23 protein-coding genes and 1 tRNA gene are annotated in these 22,774 nt (G+C 55.6%); 4 read left to right on the forward strand and 20 right to left on the reverse strand.

Going from position 1 to position 22,774, the window contains the following annotated elements:
• The 8 genes from ytpR to otnI all read right to left on the reverse strand — a co-directional run.
• Positions 1-994: YtpR family tRNA-binding protein (gene ytpR, locus V7080_RS08965; RefSeq protein WP_334188053.1), on the reverse strand; the 994-nt coding region annotated here is incomplete at its 3' end.
• 58 nt (positions 995-1,052) lie between these two features.
• Positions 1,053-2,069 (reverse strand): phenylalanine--tRNA ligase subunit alpha, encoded by a 1,017-nt coding sequence (pheS, locus tag V7080_RS08970; protein WP_334188054.1) that lies wholly within the window; start codon positions 2,067-2,069, stop codon positions 1,053-1,055.
• 100 nt (positions 2,070-2,169) lie between these two features.
• On the reverse strand, positions 2,170-2,529 hold the full coding sequence (rplT, locus tag V7080_RS08975) for a 50S ribosomal protein L20 (protein ID WP_057291604.1): 360 nt from the start codon (positions 2,527-2,529) through the stop codon (positions 2,170-2,172).
• A gap of 24 nt (positions 2,530-2,553) precedes the next feature.
• Positions 2,554-2,751, reverse strand: coding sequence for a 50S ribosomal protein L35 (gene rpmI, locus V7080_RS08980; RefSeq protein WP_326857180.1), 198 nt, complete (start codon positions 2,749-2,751; stop codon positions 2,554-2,556).
• A gap of 172 nt (positions 2,752-2,923) precedes the next feature.
• Positions 2,924-3,445, reverse strand: coding sequence for a translation initiation factor IF-3 (infC, locus tag V7080_RS08985; protein WP_334188071.1), 522 nt, complete (start codon positions 3,443-3,445; stop codon positions 2,924-2,926).
• Positions 3,446-3,504: 59 nt separating this feature from the next.
• Positions 3,505-5,412 carry a threonine--tRNA ligase gene (gene thrS / locus V7080_RS08990; protein WP_334188055.1) on the reverse strand — a complete coding sequence of 636 codons (1,908 nt, stop codon included), beginning with the start codon at positions 5,410-5,412 and terminating at the stop codon, positions 3,505-3,507.
• A gap of 215 nt (positions 5,413-5,627) precedes the next feature.
• Positions 5,628-5,704 (reverse strand) — tRNA-Val (locus tag V7080_RS08995).
• A 37-nt stretch (positions 5,705-5,741) separates the two neighbouring features.
• Entirely contained in the window at positions 5,742-6,530 is a 789-nt protein-coding gene (gene otnI, locus V7080_RS09000) for a 2-oxo-tetronate isomerase (RefSeq protein WP_334188056.1), read from the reverse strand.
• 182 nt (positions 6,531-6,712) lie between these two features.
• Here otnI and V7080_RS09005 point away from each other — a divergent pair, with 182 nt between their 5' ends.
• Entirely contained in the window at positions 6,713-7,639 is a 927-nt protein-coding gene (locus tag V7080_RS09005; protein ID WP_334188072.1) for a cation diffusion facilitator family transporter, read from the forward strand.
• On the opposite strand, the gene V7080_RS09010 is transcribed toward V7080_RS09005, so the two are convergent.
• The 3 genes from V7080_RS09010 to V7080_RS09020 are packed head-to-tail and all read right to left on the reverse strand — an operon-like array spanning position 7,640 to position 11,159.
• Entirely contained in the window at positions 7,640-9,904 is a 2,265-nt protein-coding gene (locus V7080_RS09010) for a RelA/SpoT family protein (RefSeq protein WP_334188057.1), read from the reverse strand.
• Between the two features lie 13 nt (positions 9,905-9,917).
• A complete protein-coding gene (locus V7080_RS09015; protein ID WP_334188058.1) occupies positions 9,918-10,265 on the reverse strand; it encodes a RidA family protein in 348 nt (115 codons plus the stop codon).
• Positions 10,266-10,289: 24 nt separating this feature from the next.
• On the reverse strand, positions 10,290-11,159 hold the full coding sequence (locus tag V7080_RS09020; RefSeq protein WP_334188059.1) for an alpha/beta fold hydrolase: 870 nt from the start codon (positions 11,157-11,159) through the stop codon (positions 10,290-10,292).
• Positions 11,160-11,259: 100 nt separating this feature from the next.
• On the opposite strand from V7080_RS09020, the gene V7080_RS09025 reads away from it, so the two are divergent.
• Positions 11,260-12,054, forward strand: a complete 795-nt coding sequence (locus tag V7080_RS09025; RefSeq protein WP_334188060.1) for a 3-hydroxybutyrate dehydrogenase — start codon at positions 11,260-11,262, stop codon at positions 12,052-12,054.
• Between the two features lie 74 nt (positions 12,055-12,128).
• Here V7080_RS09025 and V7080_RS09030 read toward each other — a convergent pair whose 3' ends face one another.
• Together V7080_RS09030 and V7080_RS09035 are read right to left on the reverse strand one after the other, a co-directional pair.
• Positions 12,129-12,782, reverse strand: a complete 654-nt coding sequence (locus V7080_RS09030) for a 3-oxoacid CoA-transferase subunit B (protein WP_334188061.1) — start codon at positions 12,780-12,782, stop codon at positions 12,129-12,131.
• A 14-nt stretch (positions 12,783-12,796) separates the two neighbouring features.
• A complete protein-coding gene (locus V7080_RS09035; RefSeq protein ID WP_334188062.1) occupies positions 12,797-13,495 on the reverse strand; it encodes a CoA transferase subunit A in 699 nt (232 codons plus the stop codon).
• A gap of 113 nt (positions 13,496-13,608) precedes the next feature.
• On the opposite strand from V7080_RS09035, the gene V7080_RS09040 reads away from it, so the two are divergent.
• Entirely contained in the window at positions 13,609-14,169 is a 561-nt protein-coding gene (locus V7080_RS09040; RefSeq protein WP_334188063.1) for a PAS and helix-turn-helix domain-containing protein, read from the forward strand.
• Positions 14,170-14,181: 12 nt separating this feature from the next.
• On the opposite strand, the gene V7080_RS09045 is transcribed toward V7080_RS09040, so the two are convergent.
• Positions 14,182-14,586: an acyl-CoA thioesterase gene (locus tag V7080_RS09045; RefSeq protein ID WP_334188064.1), complete on the reverse strand. Its 405-nt coding sequence runs from the start codon at positions 14,584-14,586 to the stop codon at positions 14,182-14,184.
• Between the two features lie 36 nt (positions 14,587-14,622).
• The gene (locus V7080_RS09050) at positions 14,623-15,393 is read right to left on the reverse strand and encodes an SDR family oxidoreductase (protein ID WP_334188065.1); all 771 of its coding nucleotides are present in this window, start codon (positions 15,391-15,393) and stop codon (positions 14,623-14,625) included.
• A 239-nt stretch (positions 15,394-15,632) separates the two neighbouring features.
• Between V7080_RS09050 and V7080_RS09055 the strand changes: the two genes are divergently transcribed.
• Positions 15,633-17,315 (forward strand): electron transfer flavoprotein-ubiquinone oxidoreductase, encoded by a 1,683-nt coding sequence (locus V7080_RS09055; protein WP_334188066.1) that lies wholly within the window; start codon positions 15,633-15,635, stop codon positions 17,313-17,315.
• 85 nt (positions 17,316-17,400) lie between these two features.
• Here the strand turns inward: V7080_RS09055 and V7080_RS09060 are convergent, their stop codons facing one another.
• From V7080_RS09060 to V7080_RS09080, 5 genes are all read right to left on the reverse strand, one after another.
• Complete coding sequence (locus tag V7080_RS09060; protein WP_334188073.1) at positions 17,401-17,955, reverse strand: NUDIX hydrolase; 555 nt, start codon at positions 17,953-17,955, stop codon at positions 17,401-17,403.
• A 68-nt stretch (positions 17,956-18,023) separates the two neighbouring features.
• Positions 18,024-18,329 (reverse strand): DUF2818 family protein, encoded by a 306-nt coding sequence (locus V7080_RS09065; protein WP_334188067.1) that lies wholly within the window; start codon positions 18,327-18,329, stop codon positions 18,024-18,026.
• A gap of 21 nt (positions 18,330-18,350) precedes the next feature.
• Positions 18,351-19,835 carry an NADH-quinone oxidoreductase subunit NuoN gene (nuoN, locus tag V7080_RS09070; protein ID WP_334188068.1) on the reverse strand — a complete coding sequence of 495 codons (1,485 nt, stop codon included), beginning with the start codon at positions 19,833-19,835 and terminating at the stop codon, positions 18,351-18,353.
• Between the two features lie 55 nt (positions 19,836-19,890).
• Positions 19,891-21,381, reverse strand: a complete 1,491-nt coding sequence (locus tag V7080_RS09075) for an NADH-quinone oxidoreductase subunit M (RefSeq protein WP_334188069.1) — start codon at positions 21,379-21,381, stop codon at positions 19,891-19,893.
• A 27-nt stretch (positions 21,382-21,408) separates the two neighbouring features.
• Positions 21,409-22,774 (reverse strand): NADH-quinone oxidoreductase subunit L (locus tag V7080_RS09080; protein ID WP_334188070.1); only part of this gene is annotated, 1,366 nt, incomplete at its 5' end.

Here is a 22,774-nt window from a genome sequence, read left to right on the forward strand (position 1 = left end):
CGAGCGATACCGCAGTGGAATCCCCGCCCATGATGCCTGCCAGCGATTCGATTTCGCGCTCGTCGGCAATGACGCCAACCCAATCGTCGACATCAACCGTGTTGCCATTCAATAATTTCAGGGACTCGCCTTTTTTTCCCCAGCGCACATCAAGACCGCCGTGGATTTTGTCCAGATCGAACACATGACTCGGACGCCCCAGCTCGAGCATCACGTAATTCGAAATATCGACCAGAGCCGAAATCGGACGCTGGCCACTGCGTTCAAGCCGGCGCTTCATCCAATCGGGAGTGCTGGCTCTCGCATTCAGGCCGCGGATGACGCGTCCCGAAAACCGGCCGCACAAGTCGGGCGCCGACACTTTCACCGGCAGCTTTTCCTCGGTCGTGACCGGCACCGGCTGAAATCCGGGCGGCTTGAGTGCGGCACCGGTAAGCGCAGACACTTCCCGCGCGACTCCCAGTACTGACAGGCAATCAGCTTTGTTCGGCGTCAGCTTGATAGTGAACTTCAGATCGTTGAGCTGATAGTAGTCGCGAAAATTCTGGCCTACCGGCGCGTCATCCGGCAATTCGAGCAAGCCGCCATAGTCTTCGGACAGCTTCAACTCACGCGCCGAGCACAGCATGCCCTGCGACTCGACGCCGCGCAACTGGCCGACCTTGATTTCGAACGGTTTGCCATCGTCACCTGGGGGAAGTTTCGCGCCGGCCATCGCACAGGGCACTTTCATGCCTGCACGGACGTTTGGTGCGCCACAAACGATATTGAGCAGCGTTCCCGTGCCTGCATCGACTTGGCATACATTCAGGCGATCGGCATTCGGATGTTTTGCAACCTCCACCACTTTGCCAACAACCACATTCGAAAACGGCGGCGCCACCGGCTCGACCTCTTCCACTTCCAGTCCCGACATGGTCAGCAGGTGTGACAACTCGTCGGACGTCATTTTCGGATCAACCAGAGTGCGGAGCCAGTTCTCGGAGAATTGCATAGTGAAACCTTCAGATTCAGACGGGGTTCCTCCCTTTGCAGGGAGACTTACGAAATGGTTAGGCGAATTGCTTCAGGAAACGGAGGTCGCCTTCATAGAACAGGCGCAAATCGTTGATGCCATAGCGCAGCATCGTCAAACGCTCCAGCCCGGAGCCGAAAGCGAAACCGATATATTGCTCCGGGTCGAGGCCCATGTTGCGTACCACGGCCGGATGAACCTGCCCTGCGCCGGACACTTCAAGCCAGCGGCCTTTCAACGGACCGCTGCCGAAAGCGATATCAATTTCGGCTGATGGCTCGGTGAAGGGAAAATAGGAGGGACGAAAACGAACCTGCAAGTCGTCCGTTTCGAAGAACGTCTTGACGAAATTCAGGTACACGCCCTTGAGGTCAGCGAAGCTGATGTCTTCCGCAATCCACAATCCTTCTACCTGATGAAACATCGGTGAATGCGTGGCATCGCTGTCGACGCGGTATGTACGGCCCGGTGCAATCACCTTGATGGGCGGCTTGTTCATCCGTGCATAGCGCACCTGCATCGGACTGGTATGCGTGCGCAACAGCAGTTGCTTGCCCTGGCTGTCCTTGCCTTCGACGTAAAAAGTATCCTGCATCGACCGCGCAGGATGGTTTTCGGGGCTGTTCAGTGCGGTGAAATTTGTCCAGTCCGTTTCAATTTCCGGACCATCGGCGACATCGAAGCCGATCGACCCGAAAATCTGTTCCACGCGCTCCCACGAACGCATCACCGGGTGAATCCCGCCCATGCCACGGCCGCGTCCCGGCAGCGTAATGTCAATTGCCTCCGCATTCAGCCGCGCCTGCATTTGCGCATCTGCGAGAGCGTCGCGACGGGCATTCAGCGCCGCCTCGATTTGCTCCTTGGCGACATTGATGATCGCGCCCTGCGCTTTTCGCTCGTCGGGCGAGAGCTTGCCAAGACCTTTCATCTGCTCGGTGATTTGTCCAGTCTTGCCAAGATATTTCGCTTTCGCGTTTTCCAGCGATGCCGCATCGGCGGCGGCGGCAAAATCGGTCTTTGCCTGAAGGACGAGTTGTTCTAGGGAGTTCATGCAGTCGATGAGAAGCCGAAAATAAAACGGGGCATAGGTCAAGACCTTTGCCCCGCCGGGTGTGCGCCACCCCGAAGGGCGGCACGCATACGATCAGACCTTAAGCGGCGATGTTGGCCTTCACCTGATTGACAATCGCGGCAAATGCCGGCTTGTCCATCACAGCCATATCAGCCAGAACCTTGCGGTCGAGTTCGATATTGGCCTTCTTCAAGCCATTCATGAACACGCTGTATGTGACACCATGCTCGCGTGATGCGGCATTGATACGCGTGATCCACAGTGCGCGGAATACGCGCTTTTTGTTACGACGATCGCGGTATGCATATTGACCGGCGCGCATGACCGCCTGCTTGGCGATGCGGTAGACGGTACTGCGACGGCCACGATAGCCTTTGGCTTGATCGAGAACTTTTTTATGACGGGCCCGTGCTGTGACCCCACGTTTGACTCTAGGCATAGTAACTCCTTATATCGTGTGAGGTTAAGCGAACGGCATCATCGCGCGGACAGATACCATGTTTGTATCATGGACATCTACCGAGCCACGCAACTGGCGTTTGGTTTTCGTGGTTTTCTTGGTCAGGATGTGACGCTTGAAGGCTTGACCGCGCTTGACGGTGCCGCCCGGACGTACGCGAAAGCGCTTCTTGGCGCTGCTTTTCGTCTTCATTTTAGGCATAGCAATATCTGTCCTCAGGACAGCTCCAGTTTTAACATGATTGCAGGTGGCAACACTTCGTTGCGCTTGGATGCCTGCTCTCACTTGTTGTGCAGTCGAAATCGAGTTCGCTGCATACTGCGCCGCCTGCTTAGAAACAAGCAGCGCAAATTCTGAATTCTTGTGACGACTGTTATTTCTTCTTCTTCGGGGCGATCACCATCACCATCTGACGGCCCTCCATCTTGGGAAACTGTTCGACCTGTCCATAGACGTCCAAGTCTCCCCTCAAGCGTTCGAGCATGCGCATGCCGATATCCTGGTGCGCCATCTCACGGCCACGAAAACGCAAGGTGATTTTTGTCTTGTCACCCTCGTCCAGGAATTTAATCAGGTTGCGCAGTTTGATGTTGTAATCGCCTTCATCGGTACCAGGGCGGAACTTGACTTCCTTGACCTGTATCACCTTCTGCTTCAGCTTGGCTTCGTGGGCCTTTTTCTGTTCCTGGTACTTGAACTTGCCGTAGTCCATCAGGCGGCAGACCGGGGGTTGCGCGGTTGGCGCAATCTCCACCAGATCGACGTTCTTTTCCTCAGCCATGCGAAACGCTTCGGCCAGACTTACGATGCCTATGGGTTCGTTGTCCACACCGGAGAGGCGTACTTCGGGCGCAGTGATTTCACCGTTGATGCGATGCGACTTGTCAGTAGCTATTGCAGTTTCCTTTTAAAGTCAAATAACTAAGCCGTGCTCTAGCGCTTCGGGTCTCCCCTTCAGGCTTTGGTTTCCACCTCTTTATTCAGGCGTTCCACCAATGCGTCGAAGGGCATGACACCCAGATCGACGTTGCCCCGCGCACGCACGGCCACTGTGTTTGCATCCCGCTCCTTGTCGCCGATGACGACGATATAAGGCAGCTTTTGAACCGAATGCTCGCGTATTTTATAGGTTATTTTCTCGTTACGCAAATCGAGATGGACTCTAAACCCTTGTTTTTTCAGGTTTTGCGCCACCTTTTGCGCATATTCGGCCTGTGCCTCGGAAATGTTCAGAATTGCAATCTGCACTGGCGCCAGCCATAGAGGCAATGCACCAGCATGGTTTTCGATCAGGATGCCGACGAAGCGCTCCATGGAACCAACAATCGCCCGGTGCAGCATTACAGGGACTTTACGACTGTTATCGTCTGCAACATATTCCGCGCCCAGGCGTCCGGGCATGGAAAAATCAACTTGCATGGTACCGACTTGCCAAGGCCGTCCAAGCGAATCTTTCAGATGGTATTCAATCTTCGGACCATAGAAAGCCCCCTCACCCGGCAACTCTTCCCATGAGACGTCACACACCCGAAGCGCCGCACGCAGCGTATCCTCAGCCTCGTCCCAAGTCTCGTCCGACCCGATACGGTTTTCGGGACGAAGTGCGATCTTGATCGAGATTTCCGAGAAGCCGAAATCCTTGTAGACCTGCATCGCCTGCTGATGGAACGCTTTTACTTCTTCCTGGATCTGCTGTTCGGTACAGAAGATATGTCCGTCATCCTGAGTGAAGCCTCTTACCCGCATGATGCCGTGCAGCGCACCTGACGGTTCGTTGCGATGGCATTGACCGAACTCGCCGTACCGCAGAGGAAGATCGCGATAGCTGCGCATGCCGGCATTGTAAATTTGAACATGCCCCGGGCAGTTCATCGGCTTCAACGCGTAATTGCGGTTTTCCGACTCCGTTACAAACATGTTTTCGCGATAGTTTTCCCAGTGCCCGGTTTTTTCCCACAAGGTACGGTCTAGAATCTGCGGCGCCTTCACTTCCTGATAGCCGCTCTCGCGATAGACTTGCCGCATATACTGTTCGACCTGCTGCCAGACGGTCCAACCTTTCGGGTGCCAGAAAACCAGGCCAGGCGCCTCATCCTGGAAATGGAACAGATCAAGCGACTTGCCAAGTTTGCGGTGATCACGTTTCTCAGCCTCTTCCAGCATGTGCAAATAGGCTTCCTGGTCTTCCTTCTTTGCCCAGGCCGTTCCATAAATGCGCTGCAGCATTTCATTCTTGGAATCGCCGCGCCAGTAAGCGCCGGCAAGCTTCATCAGCTTGAATACCTTCAACTTGCCGGTCGACGGCACGTGAGGTCCACGGCACAAATCGGTGAACCCACCTTCCGAATACAGGGAAACATCCTCGCCCTGCGGTATGGAAGAAATGATTTCCGCCTTGTAGGCTTCGCCGATCGACTTGAAATACGATACCGCCTCGTCGCGAGGCAATACCTTGCGGCTCACCGGCTCGTCCTTTTTCGCCAGTTCCAGCATTTTCTTTTCGATGGCCTGCAGGTCTTCAGGAGTGAATGGACGCTTGTATGAGAAATCGTAGTAGAAGCCATTTTCAATTACCGGCCCGATGGTTACCTGCGCATCCGGGAACAATTCCTTGACTGCATAGGCAAGCAGGTGAGCGGTCGAGTGCCTGATTACATCCAGTCCGTCGGGGTCCTTGTCGGTGACGATCGCAAGATCGGCATCCCGATCGATCAGATAAGAGGTATCGACCAGCTTGCCGTCGACTTTGCCGGCGAGGGCAGCCTTGGCAAGGCCTGCGCCGATGCTGGCAGCGACCTGGCCAACCGTAACCGGTGCGTCGAATTGACGTTGCGAACCATCTGGAAGTCGGACTGAAACCATTTTGCACTCCATGCCGATACGCAAGTTGCATCGGACGCTAGAAAAATTATCAAAAAACGCGGACGAAAAAAAAACGCGGACTAGCCGCGCTTTTTCAATTTGTACCAGCGAAAAAGATCCCGACTAGCGTCGCTCACAAACCTTAACGGTTGTAGTTCGCGGTGTCATAACCGGGATTGCCTTTCTCACTCTTACAAATGTGGTACTGATTTCGTTGGTAGGCTCGATTGGACTCGAACCAACGACCCCTACCATGTCAAGGTAGTGCTCTAACCAGCTGAGCTACGAGCCTAAAGAAGCGAAATTATAGCGGCAAATTAATTAATCCGCTAGTGCTTCTTGCCAATCCATGGACGCAGCCAGTCCAACCCTTCGGAAGTACCGCCTTTTGGCCGGTATTCGCACCCTATCCAGCCATCATATTCCAAGTCGTCGATCTGCTGGAATAGATAGGGATAATGCAGCTCCCCGAGATCAGGCTCATGCCGGTCCGGCACGCCGGCAATCTGCATATGCCCGATGCCTGCGATGTGACGGCGCAATCTTGTCGTGACATCGCCTTCCATGATCTGGCAGTGATACATATCGAATTGCACCTTCAGATTTGCCGCACCGACTTCCTCGCAAATTTCATGGGCCTCGCTTTGATAATTCAGGAAATATCCCGGTATGTCGCGTGAATTGATCGGCTCGATCAACATCGTTATTCCGTGCGCGGCGGCCTGCCGCGCGGCATACGAAAGGTTTTGCAGATACACGGCGCGATGGCGGGCGCGATCCTGTTCCGGCAAAATGATCCCGGCCATGACATGAAGCCTTTTGTTGCCGAGCACCTGGGCATAGCCGAGCGCACAGTCGATACTGCGCTTGAATTCGTCTTCGCGGCCAGGGATCGAAGCCATTCCACGCTCTCCGACATTCCAGTCTCCCGGTGGGCAGTTAAACAAAATCTGCGCAAGACCTGCGTCAGCGAGCCGTGATTTAATATCTACATCGACGTAGCCATAAGGAAATAAAAACTCCACCGCACTGAAACCGTCTGCAGCCGCAGCGGCGAAACGATCCATGAAGTCGATTTCCTGATACATCATCGAAAGGTTGGCAGCAAACTTTGGCATGTTATATCCGGGAAGGTGTGTGAATGATCGGACTGCAACGTTTCGTCCGCAGCAGGTTCAAAGCAAGCGATAACCCTGACTTGCCTTGCACTGCCCAAGTGAATCTTTGGGGCATGGTAGCAAATCACGGTTCGACGCACGCCGATGACAACGAATATGCTTCCCACATTCATCTTATGCACATGAAGTCAGGGCCACCCTCCTCAACGCACCTGCATGCACACCGTGCAGGCGACTCATCCCATGGTCACTTCATCGAAGGGCGCGATCCCCGTGTTCTCGGCTGGTCACTGGCGCTCACCATGGGATTCGCGGTCGTCGAGTTGATCGCCGGCTTATGGTCGAACTCCCTCGCCCTCGTCTCGGATGCCGGCCACATGGCAACAGATTCCACCGCCCTCGGCCTTGCACTTCTCGCGCAAATCATTGCGAAACGACCTCCATCCGCCACCAAATCGTTTGGCTTTGGGCGCGTAGAGGCGCTCGCGGCATTCATCAATGGACTTGCCATGCTCGCCGTGGTGGCGTGGATTGGCATCGAAGCAGCAAAGCGTTTTTCAAATCCTTCAGCAGTCCAAGGCGAAGCGGTGTTGATGGTGGCATCGATCGGCCTTGTCATCAACCTGGTCGTCGCATGGTTGCTGTCACATGACAAGGACAGTGTGAATACCAGGGCTGCGCTCGTGCATGTGATGGGCGACTTGCTTGGGTCGCTTGCCGCATTGATTGCCGGCGCCGTCATTTATTTCACAGGATGGATGCCGATCGATCCGTTGCTGTCGGTCTTCGTTTCCCTGCTGATCCTGCGATCGACGTTCCAGGTATTGCGGCAGTCCTACCACTTCCTGATGAAAGGAGTGCCGGAGCATATCGATTATTTGCAGGTTGGGGCGGACCTCGCCGCCGTCAAAGGCGTGTTGTCCGTTCACGATCTGCATGTTTGGGAAATGACGCCCGGCCAGCCTGCGCTGATCGGGCATGTCGAGATACGTGAACTCCAGGAATGGCCAGCCGTACTGCACGACATCAAAACAATGCTTCTAGAGAAGCATGGGATCGACCATATCACGGTGCAGGCCGAGGTCCCTGCCTCCGAGAAGAAACAGTGACTACTGCCGTTTCACTTCCATCACACCCGTGACGTCCCGGATAATCATCAGCGCCTTCTGTAATTGCGCTGTGGAGGCGATCTCTGCGGTGAATGCCATGCGCGCCTGTCCCTTCGCACTCTGCGTGCTGACCCCGATGACGTTGATTTTCTCGCGTGAAAAGATTTCGGTAATATCGCGCAGCAACCCCTGACGATCGCTTGCAAGAATAAAAATATCCACCGGATACACTGTTTCACGCCCCGGTTCGCCCCAGGTCGTATGAATGACGCGTTCGACAGCCTTGGTACGCATCTGCGCGAGGTTCTTGCAACTCGCCCGATGGATCGACACGCCTTTACCGCGGGTAATGAAGCCCACGATATCGTCCGGCGGTGCCGGTTTGCAGCATCGCGCAAGCTGGGTCAGCAAGCCGTCCGTTCCGACGACGAGCACGCCGGATTTCCCGCCTTGGGTAACGCTCGAAGCCTTACTCTTGTTGGGAATGACTTCGTCATCGGCCTGTGTCCCCTTCGCCGCTTGCTTGTGTACGTCGTCTGCATGCAGCGCCAGTTCGATATGCCTGAGGCTGAACTCGTCCTTGCCTACCGACAGGAATAAGTCGTCGACCTTTGCGAAGCCCAGCTTGTGTGCCAGTTCTTCATGATTGACCGCCGTTTTGCCTTCCCTCTGCAATGTCTTTTCCACCAGCGCGCGCCCATGCGCCAGCGTTTCCTGCTGCTCGATCGCATTGAACCATGCCCGGACCTTGGCGCGGGTACGCGGACTGGCCACATAGCCCGAACCAAGCCAGTCCCTCGACGGACCGATTGCGTGGGCTGCACCACCTCTTGCGGATATGATCTCGACCGTCTGTCCATTCTTGAGAGGCGTATTGAGTGGCACCATCATCCCGTCAACACGCGCCCCGCGGCAGCGATGGCCGAGGTCGGTATGAAGGTGATACGCAAAATCGATAGGCGTCGCACCATTCGGCAATTCGATCACCCGCGCCTGCGGCGTCAACACGTAGATGCGGTCATCGAGCGCGGCGGATTTCAGCTTTTCCACCCATTCGCGTTGCATGTCCTCCTGCCCGACCACCGCATCCGCAACCTCGGATTTCCACGCGAGTAGCTGGCGGAGCCAGGCAATTTTTTCGTCGTACTTCTGTGCCGAAAAATTTGACCCGCCAGATTCCTTGTAGCGCCAATGCGCAGCAACGCCGTACTCTGCAAAACGATGCATTTCCTGGGTCCGGATCTGCACTTCCAGCGCCCGGCCGTCCTCTGCCACCACGACCGTATGCAACGATCGGTAGCCGTTCTGTTTCGGCCGGGCGATGTAATCGTCGAATTCCTGTGGAATCGGCGCCCAGATGTTGTGCACCAGCCCGAGTACCGTGTAGCAGGTCTTGATGTCATCGACGATCACACGAAACGCCCGCACGTCGTAGAGCTCGGAAAAATCGAGCGATTTGCCGCGCATCTTGTTCCAGATGCTATAGATATGCTTGGGCCTGCCGAATACTTCAGCCTTGATCCCGGCCGCCGACAATTCAGACCGCAGGCGGGCAATGGCGGCCTCGACGAAGCCTTCGCGCTCGATGCGCTTTTCCTCGAGCATCTTGGCGATACGCTTGTAGGCTGCCGGTTCGAGAAACCGGAAAGCGAGATCTTCGAGTTCCCACTTCAGTTGCCAGATACCGAGCCGGTTCGCTAACGGGGCATACAAGTCAAGTGTCTCGCGCGCATAGTCGTGCGTCTTTTTGTTTTCCAGTTTGAGGTCGGCAAAATAGCGTAGCGTCGTGACGCGGGAGGCGAGCCTGACCAACACCACGCGCATATCGGAAGCCATCGCCAGCAGCATTTTGCGAAGTGTTTCCAGCTGCATGCCTGCGTGCTGGGAAGAATTCTTCCCGCGTGCACTTTCCTGATGGCCGAAAGTCTGTTCGTGCAATCGCATCAGCTGGCGAATGCCTGTCAGCAAATCGACGATCTCCTTGCCGAATAGCGGCTCCAGCCCTTCTGCGGCCTTGGAATCGATGACCGGCAGCTCGAAGAGCAAGCCGGCAATACGCGTATCCACATCGGCGTTCAATTGCCCGAGCACCGTGGCGACGCTTTGCGAGAAGAGGAAGGCGTCCTGCCCTGTGACTACAGGCTTGCCGGTATAGATTGGCCTGACGAAGTCGAGCGCTGCCAGCACCCGGGCGCCGTCTTCGGCGCTCAGGCCGGAAACGAGCTGTACCTGGGTTTCGCTTTGCGCTGCGGCGAGAGATACCATCTGCCTGAACGGTTTAAAGCGCCGCAGTCACAACGATTTCCACCAGCCACTCCGGCTTGGCGAGTTGCGCTTGCACCGTGGCCCGCGGCGGCGCGTTTCCATCCGCCACCCATTCGTCCCATGCGGCATTCATCTCCGCAAAGTCCTTGAGGTCGGCGAGATAAATTTGACACATCAGTATGCGGCTCTTGTCGCTCCCCGCCTCTGCCAGGAGACGATCGATATGTCCGAGCACCTCGCGCGTCTGCCCCGCGATGTTCTGCGTCGTATCCTCCGCAATCTGACCGGCGAGGTACACGGTCCCGTTATGCACCGCCATTTCGGAAAGTCTTTTCCCGACATGAAAACGTTTGATGTCCATGATTTCAGATATAGGTGTAATCGGCTAATCGGCAAGTAAAAACTGCTTTGCTATCGCGATTTGATCCGCGTGCATGAAGGTCGGTGCATGGCCTACTCCCGCGATTTCGACCAATCTGGCTTTTGGCCCGCGTTCGCACATCGAGCGCGCAACTTCCGGCGTTACCAGGTCCGATTCGGCGCCTCGAACCAGTAGGGTCGGACAACGGATCGCATCGTATGCCGCCCACAGCATCGCCTCGCCCATCTTGGCGCTTTCCGGCGTCGCCGATTTAAACGGTACTGACAACCGCAAGTCGTAATGGCGAATCCATTTCCCGTCCTTATCCCGACGCAGCACGTCGGCTGCGAGCTTGCCCCATTCCTGATCGGTATGGGGCCCGAAAGGCAGCGATATATCGCGGATATATTGCACAGCGTCGTCAAAGGTATCGAATCGCACATCCTGCCCCAGGTAATCGCCGATACGCGTCAGCGCAGCAGGGTTCAATGTCGGTCCGATATCGTTCAGGATAAGTTTCCGTACCGGGGTGTCCGGGAGCGAAGACAGGCCCATGCCGATCAGCCCGCCCATTGACGTACCAAACCAGTGCACGGTGTCCGCGTTCAATCGCGCCAGCAGGGTCACCATGTCGCTTACGTACTGCGGCAACTGATAGTGCTGCGGGTCCTTGAGCCAACCGGAGCGGCCGCGACCGACGACATCCGGGCAAACCACCCGATAATCGCCGCACATTTCCCGCGCCAGATTGTCGAAATCATCCGATATACGGGTAACGCCGTGGACACACACCAAAACTTTAGGGTTGCGGGAATCTCCCCACTCCTTGTATGCCATGGTGTGCAAACCGGCAGGAGACAGGCACTGGACGCTTTCCACGCGGAATTCGGTCATTTTTATCTAATGTCAAGTTTCGGTTCTCGCATTTTACTGGTCGTTGCGCTTAAAATCCTACTAAGTTTATTGCCACTCCACTTCAATCTCAGAGGACATCATGCAGGGCTCCATGCTTAAAGGTAAGACGGCACTCATTACCGGATCCACGTCAGGCATCGGCCTGGGTATCGCCAAGACCTTCGCCGAACGCGGCGCAAACATCGTTTTGAATGGATTCGGCGATCCGAAGGAAATCGAAACGATACAAGCCGACATCAAAAGCAAGCATGGTGTGGAGACTGCCTATCACAGCGCCGACATGTCAAAGGCGTCCGAAATCGAGCAAATGATGCAATTTGCCGCCCAACGATTCGGTGCTGTCGACATCCTGGTCAATAATGCGGGCATCCAGCATGTTGCGAACATCGAGGACTTCCCCGTGGAGAAATGGGATGCGGTGATCGCGATCAACCTGACGTCGGCGTTTCACACCACACGCCTTGCGCTTCCAGCGATGAAATCGCGAAACTGGGGTCGCATCATCAATATCGCGTCGGTGCACGGACTTGTGGGCTCCGCCCAGAAGTCGGCGTATGTCGCGGCCAAGCACGGACTGGTCGGGCTTACCAAGGTTACCGCGCTGGAGACCGCCCAGACAGGCGTCACCTGCAATGCCATTTGCCCCGGATGGGTGCTGACACCACTGGTGCAGAAGCAGGTCGATGCACGCGCAACGCAAAACGGCGTGTCGAATGAAGAAGCGAAGAAGCAGTTGCTGGCGGAGAAGCAGCCATCAGGGGAATTCGTTACACCGGAACAATTGGGCGAATTGGCGGCATTCCTGTCCAGCGATGCGGCAAGCCAGGTACGCGGCGTGGCATGGAACATGGATGGCGGCTGGGTGGCCCAGTAAGCACCCCGATACTGCAATGAAAAACGGCGCATCAAGCGCCGTTTTTCCTATTTCATCCAACTCGGCAAAATCACTTACCGGGCTGAACTGACATCAATTTCTGCCGCAGTCTTCTCGATCACTTCGTCTTTGGTGACACCAGGCGCAAGTTCGATCAGCTTCAAGCCAGTCGGGGTGACGTCAATTACGCCGAGATCGGTGATGATGCGGCTAACGACGCCGACGCCGGTAAGCGGCAGGTCGCAATTCTTCAGGATCTTGTGCGAGGTGGAGCCGTCCTTGGCCTTGGCCACATGTTCCATCAGAACCACCACGCGACCGACACCCGCTACCAGGTCCATTGCACCGCCCATGCCCTTGACCATCTTGCCGGGGATCATCCAGTTGGCCAGGTCGCCTTTTTCGCTGACTTGCATTGCACCCAGGATGGCGATGTTGATTTTCCCGCCACGGATCATGGCGAACGAGTCCGCCGAACTGAAAAAGGATGATCCGCGTAATGCGGTGACCGTCTGCTTGCCGGCATTGATCAGGTCGGGGTCGACTTCCTCCTCCGTCGGGAAGGGTCCGATGCCCAGCAGTCCGTTCTCCGACTGCAGCCATACTTCGATATCGTTCGGCACATAGTTGGCCACCAGCGTCGGCAAGCCGATGCCGAGGTTCACATAGAAACCGTCCTGCAGTTCCTTCGCCGCACGGGCGGCCATTTCGTCACGAGTCCATGCCATGGTTTTTCTCCGCTTTACTTTGCACGCGTGGTGCGTTGTTCGATGCGCTTTTCCGGCGTCGCGTTGACCACGATGCGGTGGACGAAGATGCTGGGGGTGTGTACATCATCCGGATCGATTTCACCGACTTCCACAAGCTTCTCGACCTCGACCACGGTAATCTTGCCGGCCATTGCCACGTTCGGATTGAAGTTTCGGGCTGTTTTGCGGAACACCAGGTTGCCGGCCTTATCAGCCATGTACGCCTTGACCAAGGACACGTCGGCCACCAGCGACCGTTCCATGACGTACTGTTGGCCGTCAAAATCACGGACCTCTTTGCCTTCGGCGACGATAGTGCCCACACCGGTCTTGGTAAAGAATGCAGGGATGCCGGCGCCACCGGCGCGGAGCTTTTCGGCCAATGTGCCTTGCGGCGTGAACTCGAGTTCAAGTTCACCTGCGAGGTATTGGCGTTCGAACTCTTTGTTTTCCCCGACATAGGAAGCGATCATTTTCTTGATCTGCCTGGTTGCCAGCAATTGCCCGAGCCCGAAACCGTCCACGCCGGCGTTGTTGGAGATCGCGGTCAGGTTCTTTGCGCCGGAGTCGCGCAGGGCGGCGATCAATGCTTCGGGAATGCCGCACAGACCGAAACCGCCTACCGCGATCGTCTGGCCGTCTTTGATGATGTCGGCCAGCGCAGCGGTCGCATCAGGATAAACTTTGTTCATACCAACCCCTTTTGTTGTAAGGTGCCTAACTTGCCCGCCAGCATATGATGATGGACTAGTCGGCACAATACCGTAAAAATACCAATTTTATCCAACAGGTCGCAGCCGACTTCATGAGCGCACCAATTTCAGTCAATTACGAAGCCATTTTTCTCCATGCGCCCGTCGGCATGTGCGTGTCCGAACATCGGGTGATCCATGCTTGCAACAATGCACTGGCGGCAATGTTCGGTTATTCGCCCGAACAGCTTACCGGTCAATCATTCCGCGTTCTGTATCCAACAATCGATGAATTCGAACGTACCGGTGCCCGCATCGTGCCCATCATGAGCGCGAAAGGCGTGTATTCGGACGAGCGCATCATGAAACGCTCGAACCAGGAGCTATTCTGGTGCCACGTGAGTGGACGCGCATTGATCCATAACGACCCGCATGCGGCAGGCATCTGGACATTCGAGGATTTGAGCGCTAAACGTCCGGTAACGGCCGAGCTGACGCCGCGCGAGAGGGAAATCGCCGCATTGCTGGTGGAAGGAAAAACCAGCAAATTGATCGCACGCCAGATCGGCCTCAGTCCACGCACGGTGGAAATGCACCGTGCGAAGCTGATGCGGAAATTCGATGCAGCCACATCAAGCGAACTGGTGCATCGACTGGTCGGCGTTACGGTCTAGCGGCGCAACCCGTCAGGCAAGCAATTCCTTGATATTGTCCGGAAGCGGCGTCGATTTTTCCGAGGGGAAGTTCACCCATACCACCTTTGCCCCTCCTTGCGCTGCCAGTATCTCCGGCTGATCGACCCGGCGAATTTCCTGGATCGTTTCGAAACTGGAGCGACCAGGTGGTCCGACGTAGGTGAGTACCTCGATCTCACCCGGATACTTCAGCTGCTTGATGAAGGTGCAGTGGGCATTGATGATAACCGGCCCTTCACCGGCCGGATCCGGATCGCAGCCGATTTGCGTGAACCACTCGATGCGCGCGGATTCCAGGTAGCGGAAGTAGACAGTATTGTTGACGTGCCCCATCGCATCCATGTCGCCCCAGCGGATCGGCATGCGCATGGTGTGCACTAGTTTTTTCTCAGACATAGTCCTGAAAGCTCCTGATGAATCAAGGTGCGGGTGTTATTGGGCGCTCATGCCGTCGTCTGCGGTGACGATCGCGCCATTGATGAAGCGGGATTCTTCCGAAGCCAGGAGCAGAAGCAAGCCATCGAGGTCTTCCGGCGTACCAATGCGCTTGCGCGGCAGCATATTGATGAGAGTCTGGCCCTGCTCGCTGTTGAAGTGTTCGTCGTTGATTTCGGTGCGGATGTAGCCGGGGCAGATCGCATTGACATTGATGCCGTACCTGCCCCACTCCACCGCCATCGATTTGGTCATGTGCACCACGGCAGCCTTGCTCATGCAGTAGATGCCGATCTGGGGCAACACCTTCAGTCCGGCGACCGATGCGATATTGATGATGCGATGCTGCTTCTTCGGGTCGCCTTTCGCACGCGCGATCATGCGCTTTGCGGTTTCCTGCGCCACGAAGAATGCGCCGCGCTGGTTGGTATCCATCACGAACGCATAATCCTCGGGCGTGACATCGACCAGGCGTTGAGTTGTGGATACACCGGAGTTGTTGACGAGAATGTCGATCGGTCCAGCTTCTGTTTCGGCATGGGCAATTGCGGCCTTGATGCTGGCGTAGTCGGTAACATCGAGCGTGACTACATGGGCCGCGCCACCACCGGATTCGATCTCGGCCCGCAGTTCCTTCAACCGCTCCACGCGACGCGATGCAAGAACCACCTGCGCACCGGCTTCGGCCAGCACCTTGGCGAATCGGGCGCCGAGGCCGCTGGATGCGCCGGTGACCAAAGCAACTTTTCCGTCAAAATTCAGCTCCATACTTTCAGTTCTCCTTGAGGTGGTTGAGAAGTCCAAAGGACTTGGCATTTCGAGGCGCTATGATTGCATGAATGCAGGACGATTAGAATGATGCATCTATTCGGCTTGAGATAAGCGCTGGTGAGCGTCATTTAAGCTGAAAGATGCTGCAGCAAAAAAGATGCCGGACTAGCATTCTCCAGCAAAATCCACGACAATTAGCACACTCGTTCGATAATATCATTTACGGTGGTGAGACCATGACGCAAAGCCATAACCAGAGCATCCTAGAACAATACGGTCCGCGTGAAGCGATGGAGTATGACGTCGTCATCGTGGGCGGTGGACCAGCAGGCTTGTCAGCCGCCATCCGTCTCAAACAACTCGCCGCCGAAAAAGGAAATGACGTCTCGGTGTGTGTCCTTGAAAAAGGCGGCGAGGTCGGTGCCCATATCCTGTCCGGCGCCGTCATGGACCCAATCGCGATCAACGAATTGTTCCCCAACTGGAAAGAAATGGGTGCGCCGTTGAACATGCCGGTTTCGGAGGACCGAATCTATGTGCTGACCGAAACCAAGGCGATCAAGATGCCGGATTTTGCCGTACCGGCGGCGTTCCATAACCACGGCAATTACGTCATATCGCTTGCCAACGTCGTCCGGTGGCTGGGCCAGCAGGCGGAGGCACTTGGCGTGGAAATATTCCCAGGCTTCCCGGCAGCAGAAATTCTGTATAACGACGATGGCTCGGTGAAAGGCGTTGCCACAGGCAACATGGGCATCGACCGCCATGGCAACCCGACGGATGCATTCCAGCTCGGCATGGAACTGCACGCCAAATATACTTTCTTCGCGGAAGGTTCGCGCGGCCATCTCGGCAAGCAACTTATCAGCAAGTTCAACCTGGATGAAGGCCGCGCACCCCAGACCTACAACATCGGGATCAAGGAGCTGTGGGAAATCGATCCGAAGATGCATCGACCTGGCCTGGTGGTGCACACCACGGGATGGCCGCTGGACAAGAACACGGTGGGCGGCTCCTTCCTTTACCACCTGGAAAACAATCAGGTTGCGGTCGGCTTCGTCGTCAGCCTAGCCTACGAGAACCCTTACCTGTCGCCATTTGAAGAGTTCCAGCGCTACAAGACGCATCCGGAAATCCGCAAGTTCTTTGAAGGTGGTAAGCGCATTTCCTATGGTGCGCGTGCGATTACCGCGGGCGGTTTGCAGTCATTACCAAAATTCGTCTTCCCGGGCGGTGCGCTAATCGGATGCGATGCAGGCTTCCTGAACATGCCGCGCATCAAGGGCAGCCACGCCGCCATCAAAACCGGCATGCTGGCTGCAGAGGCGGTATTCGATGCGCTGGGTGCCGGCCGGTCCTCCGATGAGCTGTCCGCCTACCCGGCTGCGTTCGAAAAGTCTTGGTTGTACGACGAACTCTATACCGCACGCAACTTCAAGCCGTGGCTCGGCAAGGGATTCTACGTCGGCACCGCGATGGCCGGCATCGACCAGCTCATTTTCCGCGGCAAGGCGCCATGGACTCTACGCAGTTCCAAGGCCGATCATGAGTACCTGCGGCCGGCTTCTGAATTCAAGCCGATCGTTTACCCGAAACCGGATAACAAGCTTACGTTTGATCGCCTGTCTTCGGTTTTCATCTCCAACACCAACCATGCGGAAGAACAGCCTGCGCACCTGACTCTCAAAGACGCTAGTGTTCCGGTCAATGTGAATCTCGCGCAATACGCCGGGCCGGAGTCCCGTTACTGTCCTGCCGGCGTGTATGAGTATGTGAAAGCGGAGAATGGGGCTGATCGCTTGCAGATCAACGCACAGAACTGCGTACACTGCAAAACCTGTGATATCAAGGATCCTACCCAGAACATCGTTTGGGTGACGCCGGAAGGCGGCGGCGGGCCGAACTATCCGAACATGTAGTGTTTGTTGCACATCGAAACGACCCAACAAAAAAGCCGCATCAGCGGCTTTTTTGTTGGGTGGCTAAATTGCTCAGGCTCGGCATTCAGACTTGCCACTGCCCTGCCAGGATTTTTTCCAGCCAAAAAGTACCGATCACGGTTTTTACATCGGTAATTTTCCCCTCCCTGATCCATGACAGCATGTCCGGCACAGTGGCCTTGAAGGTTTCAAGGAACTCCCCTTCATCCAGTTTGTTCTGGCCAGCGACCAGACCGCGCGCCAGGAAAATGTCCAGATGCTCGTCCGAGTAGGCAATGGCATTGTGGATTGTGCAGACGAATTTCCATTCCGTGGCGGTGTAGCCGGTTTCCTCCTGAAGCTCGCGTTTCGCACAATCGAGAGACGCTTCATTCGGATCTATTTTTCCAGCAGGATATTCGATGAAGACTTGGTTCAACGGATAGCGAAATTGCCGTTCCAGAAGGATCGATCCATCATCGAACACCGGCAAAATCACCACGGCGCCGGGATGACGGATGAACTCTCGCTGGCTGGTTTTTCCGTCGGGAAGGCGAATGGTATCGCGCTGGATTTTAAGAAAATGTCCTTCGTAAACGACTTTGCTGTCAACCTGGGTTTCTTTCAGGTGAAGATCCATGCCACAACCTTGAAGTTGAATTGAGACGAAATGATAGCCTTCATTCATTCGTCACTATTGATGCTGCGTCAACTATGGCGTTTGCTGAGATAGCGGAAGACGAAGCCGGGAAAGGCCAGGACGATGAAGAGGCAGATGGTGATTGCATAGAATTCCCAGCGTTGCGGGAAAACGTTGCCGATACGTGCTTCCAGCATATAAGCAACGATACCAACCAAACCGTAAAGTGCGGCAAGTTCGACCAGGCGCATCCATAACGGCTTGGCCTGTTTGCTCATGGGGATAACGCCAAACAGCCGTTCGTTAAAGAACGGCAGGTTGGCGGCGACCACGGCCAGCAGGATGACCAACCAGCTTGAAAATGAAGAATCCACGTAAGTCGTATGCCTTGCAGGTCAGCCGGCCAACGTTTTAACCATCGCTGTCGCACACATCGCCATCAGTGGTCCGGGCAAGATACCCAAGGCCAATACCGCGATACCGTTCAGACTGAGAGCGACATTCATATCCCGATTGGTAACAAGCGGGCTGGTGTCGATGGCATCGTCGAAGTACATCACCTTCACCACGCGCAGATAGTAGAACGCGCCGATCAACGACAGCATTACCGACACGATTGCCAGCCAGATCTGGCCGGTTCCCAATACTGCCTGCAGCACCGACAGCTTGGCGTAGAAGCCGATGGTCGGCGGGATGCCTGTAAGCGAGAACATCAGAAGCAGCATCACAAAGGCGAACCACGGGCTGCGCTGGTTCAGCCCTTTAAAGTCGTCGATGTTCTCCGCCTCGAAGCCGGACCGTGCAAGCAGCATGATCACGCCGAACGCAGCAAGCGTGGTCAGTACATAGGCGATGGCATAGAACATCGCGGAGCTGTAGGCATTGGCGGCGGCGAACACGTTATTGTTCACCACGCCTGACAGCAAACCAAGCAACATGAAGCCCATCTGGGCGATCGTTGAATAGGCAAGCATTCGCTTGATGTTCGTCTGGGCGATCGCAGTAATGTTACCGATCGCCATGGAGAGTACGGCGAGCACGGTAAGCATTTGCTGCCAATCCACTGCCAGCGGCAGCAGTCCCTCTACCAGCAACCGGATGCAAATCGCGAAGGTGGCAAGTTTGGGCGCACCGCCCAGAAGCAGCGTTACCGAGGTAGGCGCACCCTGATACACGTCCGGCACCCACATGTGGAATGGTACTGCCCCGAGCTTGAACGCCAGGCCGGCAACAACGAAAACGACACCAAACACCAGGACAGTCTTGTTCACCGTACCTGAAGCGATGACCTTGGCAACTTCCATGACGTCGAGCGATCCGGTCGCGCCGTACAGCATCGAAATACCATAGAGCAGGAAACCCGAGGACAACGCGCCAAGGATGAAATACTTCATCGCAGCTTCCGTCGACCCCGGATTGTTTCGACGCAATGCAACCAGGGCATAGGTAGACAGGGACATCAATTCCAGACCGAGGTAGATGATCAGGAAGTTATTTCCCGAAATCATGATCATCTGCCCGAGCAGGGAGAAAAGCGCCAACACATAAAACTCGCCACCGAGCGAACCGCCGAGCATGCCGCGGTCGGTACCGTATTGCCTGGAATAGATCAGCGTCAGCGCGACGGCCACGTAGGAAAACACCTTCAACAGGTTCGACATCGGATCCGAAACGAACATGTTGTAGAAGGTGTACGTCGTGGTTCCGCTGTTGAAATCCGCGAGGCTCAGTGCAGTACATACCGCAAGCGTCGCTAGCGAGAGCACGTAAGTTATATTCCTCTTCGCGTCCGACAGGAACATGTCGATCAGAAGGATCGCCGATGTTGCGATCAGGAGGAAAATCTCGGGATAGAGCGGTATCAGATTCGTGTTATTCATTTGGAGTTGCCAGGTTGCGCTCGACAATACGGTCTCAGGCCGCGTGGTCCAGTCCTTAATTCAGTTTCGAAACAGCGACATGTTTGAGCAAATCGGAAACCGAGGTCTGCATGACATCGGTAAACGGCGCCGGATACACACCCATGGCGATCACGGCAATAGCAAGAACGCTGAGCATGAAGAATTCGCGTTTGTTCAGATCCGTCAACGCGGCGACATGCGAATTGCCGATCGTCCCGAATACGACTCGCTTGACCAGCCAGAGTGAATACGCTGCACCAAAAATCAGGGCGGTCGCGGCGAGCAGACCGATCCAGAAATTGAACTTGACCGCGCCGAGAATGACCATGAATTCGCCAACGAATCCGGAAGTCGCCGGAAGACCGCAATTCGCAAGCGAGAACAGGACGAAGAAGGCTGCAAATTTCGGCATTGTGTTCACCACGCCACCGTAGTCGGCGATTTGCCGGGAGTGCATGCGGTCATACAGCACGCCGATGCACAGGAACATGGCGCCGGAAACGAAGCCGTGGGAAATCATCTGCACGATACCGCCCTGCACTGCCATATCGTTGAAGACGAAAAAGCCGAGTGTGACGAAACCCATGTGTGCAATCGACGAATACGCCACCAGCTTCTTCATGTCAGCCTGTACCAGTGCGACCAAGCCAATGTAGATGACGGCGATCAATGACAAGGTAATGATGAAGCCGGCCAGCGAATGGCTGGCATCCGGCGTGATCGGCAACGAGAAGCGCAGGAATCCATAGGCGCCAAGCTTCAGCATGATTGCCGCCAGCACCACCGAGCCGCCGGTCGGCGCCTCAACGTGGGCATCGGGAAGCCAGGTGTGCACCGGCCACATCGGTACCTTGACGGCAAATGCCATGAAGAAGGCAAGGAAAACCAGGATTTGCGCATTCAGCGGCAAGGGCAACTGATGCCAGACCAGGATTTCGAAACTGCCGCCAGACTTGAAGTAGAGGTAAAGAATGGCAACCAGTGTCAGCAGCGACCCGAAGAACGTGTAAAGGAAGAACTTGATTGCGGCGTAGACGCGGTTCGCGCCGCCCCAGATACCGATAATGATGAACATCGGCACCAGGGTGGCTTCGAAAAACACATAGAACAACAAGCCATCCAACGCGGAAAAAACACCCACCATCAAACCGGACAGGATCAGGAAGGCGCCCATGTACTGGGAGACCCGCTTCTCGATGACTTCCCAGGCTGCGATGACGACGATGATGGTGATGAACGCGGTCAGCAACACAAACCAGACCGAGATGCCGTCAACGCCAAGGTAATAATTGATGTTGAAGCGATCGATCCACGCCGCTTTTTCGACGAACTGCATCCCATGCGCAGCCTTGTCGAACTGCGTGATTAATGGCAGCGTGACCAGGAAACTGACGATCGATCCGAGGAGCGAAACGGTGCGCACGAGGCCGGGATTATTATCACGGCCGAATGCCAGTACAAATGCTCCGAACGCGATCGGCAACCAGATCGCGAGGCTAAGGTAAGGAAAAGTTGACTGCATCATGGTTGTATTTTGTTTTACTTGGCCAACTTATTTGGCAAACGACGGAAATGGCATGAAATAAACCAGGAAACCCAGCACACCGAGAATCATCACAAATGCATAGTGGTAGATGTAACCGGACTGGAAACGTCGGATCACTCCCGAAAACCATCCGACCAATTTTGCGCTTCCATTCACCACCAGGCCGTCGATCAATGCCCGGTCGCCGACTTTCCACAGACCGCCTCCCAGCAATCTGGCGCCGCCGGCAAACACGAAATCATTGATCCTGTCCATATAGTACTTTTGGTCCAGCAGGGTATGAATTGCATGAAACTTTGCGTAGAACCATGCCGGCACCCGCGGATTGACCATGTAACAGTAATAGGCTGACAGCACGCCGAGGAAGGCCAGTGCGAAAGGCCATGTGATAAAGCCATGCAGGCCCATCGCGACAGCGCCATGGAACGCTTCTGACAGGGTCTTCATCGCCGGATGCGCATCGCTGACAAAGATCACGTTGTTGAAAAAGTCGCCATGCAGCATCGGGCCGATAGTGAAGAAGCCGATCAGCACCGACGGAATTGCCAGAAGAATCAGCGGCAATGTGACCACCAACGGTGCCTCATGCGGCTTCTCGCCCGGAGCAAGTCCGTGATGGTGCTCGTCCGCATGTTCATCGTGCGCATGGTCCTGGTGACCATGATGCGGCTTGCCAAAGCGTTCTTCACCGTGGAATACCAGGAAATACATGCGGAACGAATAAAAGGCAGTCACGAACACACCCGCCAGCACGGCGAAATTCGCAAAACCGGCACCGGCAATGTGCGTTTCATGGACTGCCTCGATAATGCTGTCCTTCGAGTAGAAGCCGGAGAAGAACGGTGTTCCGATCAATGCCAGCGAACCCAGCAGCGAAGTGATCCAGGTAATCGGCATGTACTTGCGCAGGCCGCCCATATTGCGGATGTCCTGATCATGGTGCATGCCGATGATGACCGCGCCGGCGCCGAGGAACAGCAGCGCCTTGAAGAATGCGTGCGTCATCAGGTGGAATACCGCAACCGAGTAGGCGGATGCCCCGAGGGCGACCGTCATGTAACCGAGCTGCGACAGCGTTGAATACGCGACCACCCTCTTGATATCGTTCTGGATGATCCCGAGGAAGCCCATGAACAGCGCGGTGATCGAACCGATGATCAGCACGAAGGACAGCGCAGTCTCCGACAGTTCGAACAGCGGCGACATGCGGGCCACCATGAAAATGCCTGCCGTGACCATGGTTGCCGCGTGAATCAGCGCGGAAATCGGTGTAGGACCTTCCATCGAATCCGGCAGCCAGACATGCAACGGAAACTGCGCCGATTTACCCATTGCGCCGATGAAGAGGCAGATGCAGGCCACCGTCAACAAC

Source organism: Noviherbaspirillum sp. (assembly GCF_036846085.1).
In the GTDB taxonomy this organism is placed as follows: domain Bacteria; phylum Pseudomonadota; class Gammaproteobacteria; order Burkholderiales; family Burkholderiaceae_D; genus Noviherbaspirillum.

Excerpts from the sequence above, each read along its gene's own strand:
- V7080_RS09075 (WP_334188069.1), bottom strand. The coding sequence starts at position 21,381 with ATGATGCAGTCAACTTTTCCTTACCTTAGCCTCGCGATCTGGTTGCCG.
- V7080_RS09005 (WP_334188072.1), top strand. The coding sequence starts at position 6,713 with ATGAAGTCAGGGCCACCCTCCTCAACGCACCTGCATGCACACCGTGCA.
- V7080_RS09015 (WP_334188058.1), bottom strand. The coding sequence starts at position 10,265 with ATGGACATCAAACGTTTTCATGTCGGGAAAAGACTTTCCGAAATGGCG.
- V7080_RS09045 (WP_334188064.1), bottom strand. The coding sequence starts at position 14,586 with ATGTCTGAGAAAAAACTAGTGCACACCATGCGCATGCCGATCCGCTGG.
- V7080_RS09055 (WP_334188066.1), top strand. The coding sequence starts at position 15,633 with ATGACGCAAAGCCATAACCAGAGCATCCTAGAACAATACGGTCCGCGT.
- V7080_RS09020 (WP_334188059.1), bottom strand. The coding sequence starts at position 11,159 with ATGACCGAATTCCGCGTGGAAAGCGTCCAGTGCCTGTCTCCTGCCGGT.
- V7080_RS09040 (WP_334188063.1), top strand. The coding sequence starts at position 13,609 with ATGAGCGCACCAATTTCAGTCAATTACGAAGCCATTTTTCTCCATGCG.
- rplT (WP_057291604.1), bottom strand. The coding sequence starts at position 2,529 with ATGCCTAGAGTCAAACGTGGGGTCACAGCACGGGCCCGTCATAAAAAA.
- V7080_RS09030 (WP_334188061.1), bottom strand. The coding sequence starts at position 12,782 with ATGGCATGGACTCGTGACGAAATGGCCGCCCGTGCGGCGAAGGAACTG.
- V7080_RS09050 (WP_334188065.1), bottom strand. The coding sequence starts at position 15,393 with ATGGAGCTGAATTTTGACGGAAAAGTTGCTTTGGTCACCGGCGCATCC.
- pheS (WP_334188054.1), bottom strand. The coding sequence starts at position 2,069 with ATGAACTCCCTAGAACAACTCGTCCTTCAGGCAAAGACCGATTTTGCC.
- nuoN (WP_334188068.1), bottom strand. The coding sequence starts at position 19,835 with ATGAATAACACGAATCTGATACCGCTCTATCCCGAGATTTTCCTCCTG.
- rpmI (WP_326857180.1), bottom strand. The coding sequence starts at position 2,751 with ATGCCTAAAATGAAGACGAAAAGCAGCGCCAAGAAGCGCTTTCGCGTA.
- otnI (WP_334188056.1), bottom strand. The coding sequence starts at position 6,530 with ATGCCAAAGTTTGCTGCCAACCTTTCGATGATGTATCAGGAAATCGAC.
- thrS (WP_334188055.1), bottom strand. The coding sequence starts at position 5,412 with ATGGTTTCAGTCCGACTTCCAGATGGTTCGCAACGTCAATTCGACGCA.
- V7080_RS09035 (WP_334188062.1), bottom strand. The coding sequence starts at position 13,495 with ATGAACAAAGTTTATCCTGATGCGACCGCTGCGCTGGCCGACATCATC.
- V7080_RS09060 (WP_334188073.1), bottom strand. The coding sequence starts at position 17,955 with ATGGATCTTCACCTGAAAGAAACCCAGGTTGACAGCAAAGTCGTTTAC.
- V7080_RS09025 (WP_334188060.1), top strand. The coding sequence starts at position 11,260 with ATGCAGGGCTCCATGCTTAAAGGTAAGACGGCACTCATTACCGGATCC.
- V7080_RS09010 (WP_334188057.1), bottom strand. The coding sequence starts at position 9,904 with ATGGTATCTCTCGCCGCAGCGCAAAGCGAAACCCAGGTACAGCTCGTT.